The 13,815-nt window shown below is 64.9% G+C and carries 10 protein-coding genes and 1 riboswitch; of the genes, 8 read left to right on the forward strand and 2 right to left on the reverse strand.

Annotated features, from left to right (window positions below; genetic code table 11):
• From QM712_RS23880 to QM712_RS23895, 4 genes are all read left to right on the forward strand, one after another.
• Positions 1-976, forward strand: a 976-nt coding sequence (locus QM712_RS23880) for a 2-oxo acid dehydrogenase subunit E2 (RefSeq protein ID WP_415025601.1), incomplete at its 5' end; no start/stop codon positions are given.
• A 144-nt stretch (positions 977-1,120) separates the two neighbouring features.
• Positions 1,121-2,542: a dihydrolipoyl dehydrogenase gene (gene lpdA / locus QM712_RS23885; RefSeq protein ID WP_415025602.1), complete on the forward strand. Its 1,422-nt coding sequence runs from the start codon at positions 1,121-1,123 to the stop codon at positions 2,540-2,542.
• Positions 2,543-2,672: 130 nt separating this feature from the next.
• Complete coding sequence (locus QM712_RS23890) at positions 2,673-3,914, forward strand: threonine synthase (RefSeq protein ID WP_415025603.1); 1,242 nt, start codon at positions 2,673-2,675, stop codon at positions 3,912-3,914.
• Positions 3,915-4,039: 125 nt separating this feature from the next.
• Complete coding sequence (locus QM712_RS23895; RefSeq protein ID WP_415025604.1) at positions 4,040-5,011, forward strand: tripartite tricarboxylate transporter substrate binding protein BugD; 972 nt, start codon at positions 4,040-4,042, stop codon at positions 5,009-5,011.
• Positions 5,012-5,175: 164 nt separating this feature from the next.
• On the opposite strand, the gene QM712_RS23900 is transcribed toward QM712_RS23895, so the two are convergent.
• Positions 5,176-7,362 (reverse strand): transglycosylase SLT domain-containing protein, encoded by a 2,187-nt coding sequence (locus QM712_RS23900; protein ID WP_415025605.1) that lies wholly within the window; start codon positions 7,360-7,362, stop codon positions 5,176-5,178.
• Positions 7,363-7,684: 322 nt separating this feature from the next.
• Here QM712_RS23900 and QM712_RS23905 point away from each other — a divergent pair, with 322 nt between their 5' ends.
• A complete protein-coding gene (locus QM712_RS23905) occupies positions 7,685-9,421 on the forward strand; it encodes an adenylate/guanylate cyclase domain-containing protein (RefSeq protein ID WP_415025606.1) in 1,737 nt (578 codons plus the stop codon).
• 13 nt (positions 9,422-9,434) lie between these two features.
• Here QM712_RS23905 and QM712_RS23910 read toward each other — a convergent pair whose 3' ends face one another.
• Positions 9,435-11,816, reverse strand: coding sequence for a TonB-dependent receptor (locus QM712_RS23910; protein ID WP_415025607.1), 2,382 nt, complete (start codon positions 11,814-11,816; stop codon positions 9,435-9,437).
• Between the two features lie 222 nt (positions 11,817-12,038).
• Positions 12,039-12,248: riboswitch (cobalamin riboswitch) on the reverse strand.
• Between the two features lie 171 nt (positions 12,249-12,419).
• Between QM712_RS23910 and QM712_RS23915 the strand changes: the two genes are divergently transcribed.
• From QM712_RS23915 to QM712_RS23925, 3 genes are all read left to right on the forward strand, one after another.
• Positions 12,420-12,596, forward strand: coding sequence for a hypothetical protein (locus tag QM712_RS23915; RefSeq protein ID WP_415025608.1), 177 nt, complete (start codon positions 12,420-12,422; stop codon positions 12,594-12,596).
• Between the two features lie 209 nt (positions 12,597-12,805).
• Positions 12,806-13,018: a hypothetical protein gene (locus QM712_RS23920; protein ID WP_415025609.1), complete on the forward strand. Its 213-nt coding sequence runs from the start codon at positions 12,806-12,808 to the stop codon at positions 13,016-13,018.
• A 231-nt stretch (positions 13,019-13,249) separates the two neighbouring features.
• Complete coding sequence (locus QM712_RS23925) at positions 13,250-13,810, forward strand: cytochrome b (protein ID WP_415025610.1); 561 nt, start codon at positions 13,250-13,252, stop codon at positions 13,808-13,810.
• Positions 13,811-13,815 lie beyond the last annotated feature (5 nt).

The following is a 13,815-nucleotide window of genomic DNA, read 5'->3' on the forward strand; positions in this document are numbered from 1 at the left end:
AGCACCGGATGGTATCACCGGACCGTTTGGAAAATACGGCCAGGCTGGTCGCGTCTTCTCTTCGCCGCTGGCGCGGCGTCTCGCCAAGGAGGCTGGTATCGATGTCGGCAACGTCACCGGCACCGGCCCGCACGGCCGCGTGGTCGCGCGCGACGTCGAGCAGGCCAAATCCGGCAAGGGTCTCAAGGCGCCTGCGGCAGCACCGTCGGGTGGCGCATCCTCGATCGCGCCGACCATGTCGGACAAGCAGATCCTGTCGCTGTTCGAGCCCGGCTCCTACGACATCGTCCCGCATGACGGCATGCGCCGCACCATCGCGCAGCGCCTGACCGCGTCGATCCAGAATGTCCCGCACTTCTACCTGACCATCGACTGCGACATCGGCAAGCTGCTCACCGCGCGCGAGGAGATCAACGCCGCCGCGCCGAAGGACAAGGAGAAGAAGCCGCTCTACAAGATTTCGGTCAACGACTTCGTCATCAAGGCGATGGCCGTCGCGCTGCAGAAGATTCCGAACTGCAATGTGAGCTGGACCGAAAGCGGCATGGTCAAGCACCACCATTCCGACGTCGGCGTCGCCGTCGCGATGCCCGGCGGCCTGATCACGCCGATTATCCGCAAGGCCGAAACCAAGACGCTCTCGACCATCTCCAACGAGATGAAGGATTTCGCCGCGCGCGCCCGCTCGCGCAAGCTGAAGCCCGAGGAATACCAGGGCGGCACCACCGCCGTCTCCAACCTCGGCATGTACGGCATCAGCCACTTCACCGCCGTGATCAATCCGCCGCACGCGACGATCCTGGCGGTCGGCACCAGCGAGGAACGTCCGGTCGTGCGCGGCGGCAAGATCGAGATCGCGCACATGATGAGCGTGACCTTGTCCTGCGATCACCGCGCCATCGACGGCGCGCTCGGCGCGGAGCTGATTGGTGCGTTCAAGCAGCTGATCGAAAATCCCGTCATGATGATGGTGTGACGAGGAGAGAATTCGCGTCGTCATTGCGAGCGAAGCGAGGCGATCCAGGACGTGACCGGCAGACTGGATTGCTTCGTCGCAAGAGCTCCTCGCAATGACGGTCTCGAACGTTGAGGCCGGTTGGAACGAGAACGAGCGTACAGCATGGCCGACACATCCTTCGACGTCATCATCATCGGCTCCGGTCCCGGCGGCTATGTCACCGCGATCCGGGCCGCGCAGCTCGGCTTCAAGACCGCGATCGTCGAGAAGTCCTATCTCGGCGGCATCTGCCTGAACTGGGGCTGCATCCCGACCAAGGCGCTGCTCCGCTCGGCCGAGATCTATCACTACATGCAGCACGCCAAGGATTATGGCTTGTCGGCCGACAACGTCTCCTTCGATCCTAAGGCGGTGGTGCAGCGCTCGCGCGGCGTCTCGAAGCGGCTGAACGACGGCGTCGGCTTCCTGATGAAGAAGAACAAGGTGAGCGTGATCTGGGGCGCCGCCTCGATCGACGCGCCCGGCAAGGTCACCGTCAAGAAGTCCGACGTCGAGGGCCCGAAGGGGGCGCTGGGCGAGGGAGCTTACCAGGCAAAGCACATCATCGTCGCGACCGGCGCGCGGCCGCGCGTGTTGCCGGGGCTCGAGCCCGACAAGAAGCTGATCTGGACCTATTTTGAAGCGATGGTGCCGGAGAAGATGCCGAAGTCGCTGCTGGTGGTCGGCTCAGGCGCGATCGGCATCGAGTTCGCCTCGTTCTTCCACACCATGGGCTCCGACGTCACCGTGGTCGAGGTGCTGCCGCAGATCCTCCCGGTCGAGGACGCCGAGATCGCCGGCCTTGCCCGCAAGCGCCTGGAGAAGCAGGGCATCAAGATCATGTCGTCGACCAAGGTCACGAAGCTGGAGAAGAAGGCCGACAGCGTCGTGGCCACCATCGACGACGGCAAGGGCAAGCCCGTCACCACCGAATTCGAACGCGTGATCTCGGCGGTCGGCGTCGTCGGCAACATCGAGAATCTCGGCCTCGAGAAGCTCGGCGTGAAGACCGACCGCGGCTGCATCGTGATCGACGGGTACGGCAAGACCAACATTCCCGGCATCTATGCCATCGGCGACGTTGCTGGTCCGCCGATGCTCGCCCACAAGGCCGAGCATGAGGGCGTGATCTGCGTCGAGGCGATCAAGGGCCTGCATCCGCACCCCATGGACAAGCTGATGATCCCGGGCTGCACCTATTGCAATCCGCAAGTCGCATCCGTCGGCCTGACCGAAGCGAAGGCCAAGGAGAGCGGTCGCGAGATCCGCGTCGGCCGCTTCCCCTTCGTCGGCAACGGCAAGGCGATCGCGCTCGGCGAGGACCAGGGCCTCGTCAAGGTCATCTTCGACAAGAAGACCGGCCAGCTCCTCGGCGCCCACATGGTCGGCGCGGAGGTCACCGAGCTGATCCAGGGTTATGTCGTCGCCATGAACCTGGAGACGACCGAAGAAGAGCTCATGCACACGGTGTTCCCGCATCCGACGCTGTCGGAGATGATGAAGGAAGCCGTGCTGGATGCGTATGGGCGGGTGCTGAATATCTGACCGCCGCTGCCGTCGTCGCGAGCCCGAGCAATCCGGAACGCATTGCGGGAGTGGTCCGGATTGCTTCGCGACGCTCGCAATGACGAGAGGAAACAGCAATTTTCAATAAGCAAGAAGAAAGAAGCCAGACATGCACGACAACGACAACCTCACCATCGAACGGCCGACCTTCGTCACCCATCTCGAATGCGCGATGGAGGGCGACCATTACGCGGCGGATCAGATCCACAATCTCTCGAAAGCCGGCAAGCCGCTGCTGGTGCGCTACGACCTCGCGGGGGTGAAGAAGGCGCTGACCAAGGACGCGCTGGCGCAGCGGCCGGCCGACATGTGGCGCTACCGCGAACTGCTGCCGGTGCGCAAATGCAAGGACATCGTTTCGCTCGGCGAAGTGACGACGCCGCTGATCCGGCTGCCGAAGCTCGGCAAGAAGCTCGGCGGCGGCGAGATCATCGTGAAGGACGAGGGGCGGCTGCCGACCGGCTCCTTCAAGGCCCGCGGCCTCGTGATGGCGGTCTCGATGGGCAAGGCGCTCGGCATCAAGCACATGGCGATGCCGACCAACGGCAATGCCGGCGCGGCGCTCGCGGCCTACGCGACATCCTGCGGCATAAAGACCACGATCTTCTGCCCGGCCGATACGCCGGAGGTGAATGTCAGCGAGATCGAGCTGCAGGGCGCGACCGTCTACCGCGTCAACGGCTACATCGACGATTGCGGCAAGATCGTCGGCGAGGGCAAGGCCAAGGTCGGCTGGTTCGACACCTCGACGCTGAAGGAGCCGTACCGCATCGAAGGCAAGAAGACGATGGGCCTCGAACTTGCCGAGCAGCTCGGCTGGGACGTGCCGGACGTGATCTTCTATCCGACCGGCGGCGGCACCGGGCTGATCGGCATGTGGAAGGCCTTCGACGAGCTCGAGAAGATCGGTTTCATCGGTTCGAAGCGTCCGCGCATGGTCGCGGTGCAGGCCTCCGGCTGCGCGCCGATGGTGCGCGCCTATGACGCCGGCACCGAACACGCGACACGCTGGGAGGATGCGCACACCATCGCGTCCGGCATCCGCGTGCCGCAGGCGATCGGGGACTTCCTGATCCTGCGCGCGGTGCGCGAAAGCAAGGGGTTTGCCATCGCGGTCGACGACGACAAGATCTCCGCCGCGCTCAACGAGGTCGCGCGCGAGGAGGGGTTGTTGCTTTGCCCCGAGGGCGCTGCCACCTATGCCGCCTACAAGGACAGCCTCGCCGACGGCCGCGTCAGCAAGACCGACCGTGTCATGCTGTTCAACTGCGCGACCGGCCTGAAATATCCTTTGCCGCCGGTGACGCGTACGCTCGATCGCCACAAGCCGATCGATTACTCGCAGTTCTAAGCGCGACCAGCCGGCCGGAGCGCGGTGACCGCGCCCGGGCGCGGCAATGGGTCACGAGCGATCCCTCCTCCCGTACGCGGGTGGAGGGCAAAAAAAGTGACAATGACATTGCTGGGGAGACGACAATGAAAAGAGCCATCTGGGCTGGGCTGATCGCGATTCTCGCTGCTGCAGGCGCCGCGCGCGCCGACGACTATCCTTCGCATCCCATCACCATCATCGTGCCGTTCGCGGCCGGCGGTCCGTCCGACGCGATGGCGCGCGTGCTGGCCGAGCGCATGCGGATATCGCTCGGTCAGCCCCTGGTGATCGAGAACGTCACCGGCGCCGGCGGCTCGATCGGCGTCGGCCGGGCCGTGCAATCGGCGTCGGACGGCTACACCATCTCGTTCGGCCATCTAGGCACCCACGTCGCCAATGGCGCCGTCTACAAGCTCAAATACGACCTCGTCGCGGACCTCGAGCCCGTGGTGCTGTTGCCGAGCAACCCGATGATCGTCGTCAGCAAGAATGCCGTTCCGGCGACGTCGCTGAAGGAATTGATCGAATGGCTGAAGTCGCGGCCGTCGCCGCCGACCGCGGGCACGGCGGGCGCCGGCTCCGGCAGTCACATCGCGGGCGTCTATTTCGAAAGCGTCAGCGGCATCAAGCTGCAATATGTGCCGTATCGCGGCACGGCTCCCGCGCTCAACGATCTCATCGCGGGCCAGATCGACGTCATCATCGACCAGACCTCCAACTCCATCAATCAAGTCCGTGCCGGCACCATCCGTGCCTATGCCATCACCGACGACAAGCGTCTGTCCTCGGCGCCGGAGATTCCGACCGCGGAGGAGGCGGGGCTCAAGGGCTTCAACATGACGCTGTGGTCGGGCCTGTGGGTCCCCAAGGGCACGCCGAAGGAGATCGTGACCAAGCTCAACGCCGCGGCGGTGGAAGCGCTGAATGATCCTGCCGTGAAGAAGCAGCTGGAAAGCCAGGGGCTGGAGATGACGCCGAAGGATCAGCTCACGCCGGAAGCGCTCGGGGCGCGGCAGAAGGCCGAGATCGCGAAGTGGTGGCCGATGATCAAGGCCGCCAATATCAAGGTGGATTGAGGCCAGGTGCCCCCGGGGCACGCTCGCCGCCCGGCTTCATCCTCAGGCGGCAACGCGGCCGCCTCGAAGGATGGCCACAAGAGAGAGCGGTGCCTTCATGTTTCAAGACGCCTGCTGCGCTGGCTCCTCAGGATGAGGGGGATGGGGCAGCCGGTTGATCGAAACTACTCCGGCCCCATGAATTCAACTGGCGTTGCCGCGGCATTCGCATCCTTGCTCATGACGCGCTGGTCGCTTTTCCCGGCCACGGCACCGCTTCCCTCGAAGCGCGCGCGGTAGACCAGAACGTTCTCCATCACGCGCTGGACATAGTTGCGCGTCTCCGACAGCGGGATACGCTCGACCCAGTCGACGGGATCGACCTTGGGGTCGCGGGGATCGCCGTGCGCCTGCACCCACTCCCGTACCCGGCCACGGCCGGCGTTGTAGCCGGCGAAGGTCATGATCTGGCTGCCGCGATATTCCGACAGAAGTGCGCTCAGTTCGGCCGCGCCCATCTGGGTGTTGTAGACGGGATCCGAGACCATCCTGTCCCAGTCGTAGGTCAGGCCGAAGCGCTTGGCGGTGTCGCGGCCTGCTTCAGGCGTCACCTGCATCAGCCCGACCGCATTGGCGGCGGACTTGTCGCGCTGGTCGAAGGCGCTTTCGGTGCGCGCCACGGAATAGATCACGCTGGTTTCGATGGCGGGTGCGACCTGCTTGTGCTCGGGAATGCCGATGGTCGGGAAAGCATAATGGTCGAGCGCCAGGCCACGCGCCAATGCGGACTTGCCGATCTCAAGCATCGCCCGCGCATCGTTGCGCCGGCCTGCGAGTTCGCCGAGCGCTTCGAGCGCGGCGATGTCGGTGCTCTGCTCGGCGAAATCATCGACGAAGTAGAGCGCGACGTCCCGCTCGCCGATCCCGTAGAGCATGTCGGCGGCGCGCACGCGCTCGTCCGCGGGCGGCGTGTCGGCCGCAGCCAGCACGGGCGAGGGCGGGCGCAGTTCGATCCGGTCGAGGCCGAGCCTCGCCCGGGCAAGCTGCCCGTAATAGGCGGTCGGGTAGCGCGCTGCCGCCTGATAGCTCAGGCGAGCGTCCGCTGTCGCGCCCATCGCTTCGGCCGCGCGGCCGCGCCAATAATGCGCACGGGACAGCGCGATCGGATTGGCCGAGCCTTCGTCGATCGCCGCGAAATGCGTCAGGGCAGCCTGGGGATCATCGAGATAGCGCAGCGCGATCCAGCCGCACATGAAGTGATAGTCGACGCGATAGACCTCCATGGCCGGCACCGCGGCGGCCCTCACGACCTCGTAGGCCGTCTTGAACTTGCCCTGGTCGAGCAGCTTGCGCGCCAGAAGGCGGCGCTCGCGCCACCACGCATCCGTATCCTGCGCAGCCATCATGTCCGGCGCGGCAGCCAGGATCACCTCGGCCGCGTCGTCGATCCGGTCCTTCTGGAGGTGCCACTGCGCGCGACACAGGACATAGCCCAGGTCACGACGCGCATCGGCCGGCACATCCTCGAGATAGTCCTTGGCCTTGTCCGCCTTGCCGTTGACGGCGGCGCAGGCCTTGACGATCGCGAGCGCATCCTCGCCGAGCCGCTTGGCGGCACGCCGCGCGCCCGCATAGTCCTTGGCGCCCAGGCGCTTGTCCATGCGCGCGCGATGGTCGTCGGCGCTCAGGAGATCGCGAAACGCATCGTAGGAATCCTCCTCGCTGCGCTCCGACAATTCATCGGTGCGCCAGGCCTCGCGGACGAGGCGGATGGCGCCGTCGCGATCGCCTTCCGCGAGCAGCGCGCGGGCCAGCGCGAACCTGCCCTTCGCGGTGGTCGGCCGGTCCATCGTGAATGCGTGCACCGTGGGCGCATCGCTCTTCTCCTGCCACAGCCGCGCCTCGGCGCGCCGGCGCAGCATCGCGCCGCTCGGCCACTCCGGATTGGCGGCGAGGAAGGCGGCGTAGCGCTTGAAATCCGCCGTGCTCTCGGAGTGGCGCAGCATGAACCATTCGGCGAGCTTCCGGCCGGCGGGATCGGCGATGCGGTCGCGCGCGGCGGCCGCGTCGTCGTTCTTGCCCTTGCGTGCGAGATCGATCGCGTCCTTCAGGGCGGCGAGGTCGCCGGTCAGGGCGGGAGGCGCCGGTTTGTCCGAGGGCTCGTCGTCCGGTTTCTTCGACTTGCGCCGCGCGTCGGCCCGTTTGCCGTGGCGCGACTTCGCGGCGACGTGGCGATGCTTGCCGGCCTTCGCCTCATGCGTCTTCTTGGCAGCGGATGATCGGTGACTGTTCTTCGCCGCCACGCCGGTGGGAAGAAAGATGATCGCGGCCATGGCAACGACACACGCGAGCGAGCGTAGGCACTGGTTCATTCCATGGTCCCCCTGCGAAACCACTACAAACCAAAGTCCGCGACGACATGCGGCTTGCGAATCAGAAACGACGCCAGATCATGATGCCACGGCCTCGTTTCGCTTTGCGTCACGCTCCCGCAACAATGCGGCGAAATACCGATTGGCAGGGGAACTCGCCATGCGCGAGGATGATCCGGGGTGTTAACCTTCGTTAACGGCGGGGCTCGCGTGACGGTTGTAGACGGTCCGGGACGTCGTCCCCGGTCAAATTACGCGTGTTCCCGTGACCAAACCCGTGTATTGGGTTCCCATAACGTCCATTCAGCTTTTGCCCCGCGCTATGCCGATTTTCAATCAGTCGATCCGGCGCAAGATCGTCGGCATCGCCCTCGGGTTGATCGTCCTGATGCTGGTCACCTCGATCCTGTCGATGGTGATGTCGAGCCAGGTCGGCGTCCTGCTTGACGAACTGACCGACCGCTACATCCCGGCCTATGGGCATCTGGCCCGTGCCAACATCCGCTCGCTCGAGCGTTCGGTGGCGCTGCGGCGGATGATCATGATGAAGATGCAGGCGTCCTCGGACGAGCAGGCCTATGCGGCCCGTCTTCAGGAGTTCGAACAGGCCGATCGCAAGATCGACGAGGAGGCCGAGGGCGCGCGCAAGCTCATCAACGCGATCATCGACGACACCCGTACACCTTCGGACAACGCCGCGCTGGCGCGGATCGAAACCCGTATCGAAACCGCGCTCACCGAGCTGCGGCACGACATGAACGAGGACCACGCCAAGCTCCTCGAGCAGGTCGATGCCAAGCAGATGGCCGAGGCGCGGGGTACGCTGGAACATATCGACGCCGTACGCGACCTGTTCAACCAGAAGATCGACGCGATCCGCGCCGACATGCTGAAGCAGGTCTTCGCCAGCACATCGCTGGTGATCGGCCGGCAGCATCAGGCGATCATCATCTCGGCGATCGTGACCGTGCTGGCGGCGATCGTCGGATTCGCTTTCGCGCTGCTGGTTTCGAGCGGCATCACGCGCCCGGTCCGGCTGCTGCTGGCCGGCACCCGGGAGGTCGAGGCGGGCCGCTTCGACAAGACCATCGCCGTGTCGACCCAGGACGAGATCGGCGAGCTCGCCGCCGCCTTCAACCGCATGACCGAGCAGCTCCGCCAGAACGAGCGCGTCCGGGAGACCTTCGGCCGTTACGTCGATCCCAAGGTGGTGCAGGGTTTGATCGATCGGCCGGAGGTCGCGATCGATGGCCAGCGCCGGGTGATGACCATCATGTTCTGCGACATGAGCGGCTTCACCTCGATGAGCGAGGGCATGACCCCGCGCGGCCTCGTCAAGGTGATGAACCACTACTTCACGGTGATGTCCGGCCCGATCCGCAACAATCGCGGCGTCATCGACAAATATATCGGCGACGCCATCATGGCCTATTGGGGACCGCCCTTTATCGAGGAGGACGAACCGGCGCTGTTTGCCTGCTTCGCCGCCATCGACATGATCGACCAGGTGCCCGCGCTGCAGAAGCAGTTGCCTGACCTGCTCGGCATTCGTGCCATGCCGGTGCCTTGCGACTTGCGGATCGGCATCGCGACCGGCGAAGTCCTGACCGGCAGCATCGGCTCCGAGCTGATGATGAGCTTCACCGTGATGGGCGACGCCGTGAACCTCGCCTCGCGGCTCGAGCCCGTCAACAAGGTCTACGGAACCCGCATCCTGATCTCGCAGGCGACCGCGGACGCTGTCGGCGCGACCTGCGAGCTGCGCGAAATCGACCGCCTGACGGTCGCGGGCCAGAGCGTGCCGCAGGCGATCTTCGAGGTGATGAGCAAGGCGCACGGGCTCAGTGTCCCGCAGGAGAGCCTGCGCTCACACTACGCAGAGGGGCTCGCAGCCTATCGAGCCCAGCGGTTCGCGGACGCCCGCGCCGCGTTCAGCGCGGCGCTGGAAGCCGTCCCGGGCGATGGTCCCTCGCGCGTGCTGCTGGGGCGGATCGCGCAGTTCGAGGCCAACCCGCCGCCGGCCGGCTGGGACGGCGCCTGGCACCTGGATCAGAAATAGGTCGCCTCGCGCGTCACCATTTGAACGACGCGGCGACCTCATAGCTGCGCGGCGCACCGAGGATCACCTGGTCGGTGTAACCGGGATCGCCCCAGGCAGCATAGAGCTTGTTCGTCAGGTTCCTGACGCGGAAGCTGATCCGGGTCTGATCCACGCCCGAGAAGTAGGTCTTGGGAATATCGACGAACGCGAACGCATCGAAGGTCGTGTAGGCGTTCATGATCACCATGTTGTCCTGGTAGTTGAAGCGGTCGCCGACATGGCGCATCGAGGCGCCGATCTCGACCGGTAATGCCGTCTCGAACCGGTAGGAAGCCCCGGCATTGGCGATGAAGTTCGGCACGTTGGGCGGCGTCTTGCCCGAGTAGGACTGGAACACGCCGTCGCCGTCGACATAGTTGAAGTCGATGAAGCGCGACTGGACGAAGGCGACGTTGCCCCACAGCTTGAGGCCGTTGACCGGGTTGATGGCGCCGGCGATCTCGATGCCCTTCGACTCCATCTTGCCGGCGACGTTGAACACGATGCCGCTCTCGGGCACGTAGACGTTCTTGCGCTCGATGTCGAAGGCGGAGAACGTGAATTCTGCGCGCTTGTCGGCCGACTGCACCTTGACGCCGGTCTCGTAGGTCCGCGACGTCGTCAACAGCAGCGGTACGGACGGCGCCAGGATGAAGATGTTGGCAACCGTCGGATCCGCCGCCGTCGCGTACTGACTGTAGAGCATCACGCCGGGGGCGATGTCCCAGGTGTAGCCGATGCGACCGGTGATCGGGTTGAACGTCTTCGAGAAGGGATAGCCCTTCGCCGATTCCAGGGTGCCGTCCGGGTTGAAGCGGGTCCGTGACAGGTCGATGTTCTCGAACCGGATGCCTCCGATCAGGGCGAAGGTCGAGGTCAGCTTGAGCCGGTCCTCGAACGAGAGTGCGACGGTGTCGAGATGCGTATAGATCTTCTCGTCGCTGCGCGGGCCGTAGAACCCGCGGTCGGGGTTGAGCAGGTCGACGTAGTCGTTGAAGAACAGCGTGTCCTGCGAGACGTTGAACTGGTTGCTGCTCGCTGCCACGGTCGCGACGAAGCGATTGTCCATGCCGCCGACGTTGGAGTTGACCGTCAGGTCGGTGATGTTGCCGTAGAGCCGCTGCGCGTGATCCAGTGCCAGGCGCTCGCGATAGATGCTCTGCGCACCGGCAAAATTGCCGACTGTCTGGTCGAACGACGAAATCTCGTTGTTGAACCAGTGCCGGTGGGCGTCATAGCCGTAGACCTGGCTCTTCAGCGAGATGTTGTTGGTGATGTCCCATTGAAAGCCGCTGCGCAGCCAGAGCTCGTTGGCGCCGCTGTGATTGTCGAGCACGTTGTAGTTCGTGGTCAGCGTGCGCGCATCGATGGTGACGGGAACAGGCGTGCCGCCGCCGAGGTAATAGTTGCTCCAGGTCCCCGAGACGATGCCGGTGGTCGGCACGATGCCGGGCGCGTTCGCCGGCACCAGCGGCGTTCCCCAGTAGAACCGATCCTTGTCCTGCTTGTACTCGGCCGCGCCCCAGATCTTCAGGCTGTCGTTGACGCGATAGTTCAGCTGGCCGGAGACGTTGCTGAGCTTCGAATAGGAATCGTCGATGAAGCTCTTGTCGTTGAAATGGCTGATGTCGAAGCGGTAGTCGAGGCCGTCGATCAGCGTGCTGCCGCCCGATCCGTAGCCGGCGCGATAGCCGTTGAAGGAATCGTAGGAGGTGAAGGCCTCGTTGACGATGGGGCCGGTGTGAGGCGCCTTGGTGACGTAATTGACGGCGCCGCCGGTCGCGCCGAGGCCCGCCACCAGCGAGTCCGGTCCCTTGATGATCTCGACCTGCTGCAGGCCCGCCACGTCCATCGGGCGGCCAGTCATGGTCGACGGGCCGATCGGGATGCCGTTGTAGAGGGTGGTGAGCTGATCGCCGCTGAACCCGCGCATCGAGAAGATCGCCGGCGCGCCGGGGGCATCGCCGCCGGTCACGCCGACCGCGGCCTTGGCGACATCGGTCGTGGTCCTGATGCCTTGCTCCTGCATCTTCTGCTGGTCGATCACCTCGACGGTCGCGGGCGTCTCCCGCGCCGTGATCCCGAGACGGGAGCCGACGTCGGTGACCGCGGCGGTGTTCAGGGGCGTCTGCACCGTGCCGCTCAGGGGGGCAGGGGCGGGCGTTGCGACCGGCGGGGGCTTCCGCGCCGCGGACCGGCGTGCGGTGCGGGATCGCTGATTGTCGGGACTGACGGCAGGCGCCGGCTTTGGCGTGGCCGGGGAGACGACGACCGGGCCGACCTCCCGGGAGGAGTTCGCGGGGGCTGCGCTCTGGGCGAGCGCGAGGGAGGACAGGGACGCCGACGAGAGCAGGGCGATCAGGAAGGGAGCCACCGATCGCGCAGCATGGGATCGGGACCGGCCAACCCAAGATACGTCGATATGACCACGCGAATGCTCCGGAGTGACCCCGGCACGGAAAAGATTTTGCACGGCAATGCTCTGCGGCGACGCAACAGACTGTCACCGCGGTTGCCTTAGTCACCTGCCTTCGCCCCAGACGGCAGGTACACCGGCTCCTCTTCCGACATCGGGGCACCCCGCCCGACGCGTTCGCGCGTGACCATGGCTGGCAGCAGGTTTCCTGGCTCGCGGGTCGTCGCCTTCGACCACCTTCCCAGAGACCCCGACAGGGGCTCCAGTGGTTTTCCTGGTCGTTGGCTATCCGCCTACAGTTGCGGGGGCAGCCGCGGAATTGTCCGCCGAGACGGACGCACCGCATTCCCTTGAAGAATCCTTACGGATACTACCGATCACGAAACTGGCACCTGCCACCAACTACGTCAATATGTGTCTGACCGCCTGTGAAGTGTGCAGGGCGATCAGCCGGCGGGTGATCCCCCAAAAAAAATTCTAGTCCATAACGATGTTGGCCGTGACCTATTTCCTGGGCTTAGGTTGATCGTCCTTGAGGCGTTGTGTTGATGGGGTGCGCCGATGACGGAACTTCAGGACAGGCTGGAGCGGTTCGAGACACTCACCGCTGAATGCGAGCTGATCGCCAAGCTTGCTACCGACAGCAGAAAGCGGGAATTCTACCTGAGGCTCGGTGAGCAGTACCGCCAGTTGGCTGTCGACATGCGGCAGCTGATCGCGAGCAGGGCCGCCGCCTGACGCTGGCTCGAGAGGCCGGTGCGACGATGCCGGGCACTTCCGTGTCTTTGCGGGATCGCGCGCGACTGCAAGCCGTTCTTAACATTTGCCACGCATCCTCTGACAGATGAGGAATCGCGCCGTGATTCCTCGCAGTGGGAATGCCGGGGCGCGCTGCGGTGCAACGATCCCCATGGACGTTGCTTGTCAGTGGTTCAGAGAGCGGTCCCATGCGTCTCCTGTCGGTCGTCTTGTTTGCCCTCACTTTGGCAGCCTGCAATCAGGAGCAGGACATCACGGGCTCGACCGCGACCTGCCCGATGCGGACCTACAGCACTTTCAATGCGCGGGACATGAATCAGTGCGTCAGCGCCTGCAAGGCCTGTGACCACGGCAATACGGTGACCTGCACCACGTCCTGCACGCTCAAAGGCGCGCACTGAGCGGCGCACTGCAAGGATCGCAACCGCGCCATCTCCTGCCGCCATCGTCCCGGCCGGACCAAGCTGCTAGGCTGGTTCCAGCGTCAGGGGATACTGAATGACATTCGCAAGCTTTGAGACCGACGATCGCGCGTCAGGGGACGCCGTGCCGGGGCATCGTCGCCCCGGCCGAAGATCGACGATGGCTGCCGGCGCGTTTGCGGCGGCCCATGGAAATGCCGACGAAGCCTGATGCCTGTGGACGTGACGACGAGCTATGCGCCGCTGTTGCGGCGGATCCACTGGGCGACGGCGGTGCTGTTCATCGCGGCCATGCTGATCGGCCTTTACTGCGGTCTTCAGCCGCCAGGCACCTCACCGCGCCGCGAATTGCTGGAGGTGCACAAATCCCTCGGCATGACGGTGTTCTTCCTGTCGATCCTGCGGCTGATGGTACGTGTCTCCACGCGTGTGCCGCCCGAGCCGTCCTCGTTCGCTTGGCTGGTGCGGGCGGCGGCGCGGCTCAATCATGTCGCGCTCTACCTCATCCTGTTCGCCATGCCGTTGACCGGCTACGCGTTCTCCTCGGCCGGAGGCTATTCGCTGAGATATTTCTGGACCTTCAGTTGGCCGCGGGTGGTTGCGGATAATCCGGCCGTCGCACATGCCGGCGAGGTGACGCATGACGCGCTTGCCTGGTTCGTCTACGCGGTGGTCGCGCTGCATATCGCTGCAACAATCTGGCACGCCGTGGTGATGCGCGATGGCGTGCTGGCGCGGATGTGGCCCCGATCAGAGAGTGGCGAGCGCTGAGATGG

Origin of the sequence: Bradyrhizobium sp. (assembly GCF_047605465.1) — a bacterium.
Lineage (GTDB): Bacteria > Pseudomonadota > Alphaproteobacteria > Rhizobiales > Xanthobacteraceae > Bradyrhizobium.

Excerpts from the sequence above, each read along its gene's own strand:
- lpdA (WP_415025602.1), top strand. The coding sequence starts at position 1,121 with ATGGCCGACACATCCTTCGACGTCATCATCATCGGCTCCGGTCCCGGC.
- QM712_RS23890 (WP_415025603.1), top strand. The coding sequence starts at position 2,673 with ATGCACGACAACGACAACCTCACCATCGAACGGCCGACCTTCGTCACC.
- QM712_RS23895 (WP_415025604.1), top strand. The coding sequence starts at position 4,040 with ATGAAAAGAGCCATCTGGGCTGGGCTGATCGCGATTCTCGCTGCTGCA.
- QM712_RS23900 (WP_415025605.1), bottom strand. The coding sequence starts at position 7,362 with ATGAACCAGTGCCTACGCTCGCTCGCGTGTGTCGTTGCCATGGCCGCG.
- QM712_RS23905 (WP_415025606.1), top strand. The coding sequence starts at position 7,685 with ATGCCGATTTTCAATCAGTCGATCCGGCGCAAGATCGTCGGCATCGCC.
- QM712_RS23915 (WP_415025608.1), top strand. The coding sequence starts at position 12,420 with ATGACGGAACTTCAGGACAGGCTGGAGCGGTTCGAGACACTCACCGCT.
- QM712_RS23920 (WP_415025609.1), top strand. The coding sequence starts at position 12,806 with ATGCGTCTCCTGTCGGTCGTCTTGTTTGCCCTCACTTTGGCAGCCTGC.
- QM712_RS23925 (WP_415025610.1), top strand. The coding sequence starts at position 13,250 with ATGCCTGTGGACGTGACGACGAGCTATGCGCCGCTGTTGCGGCGGATC.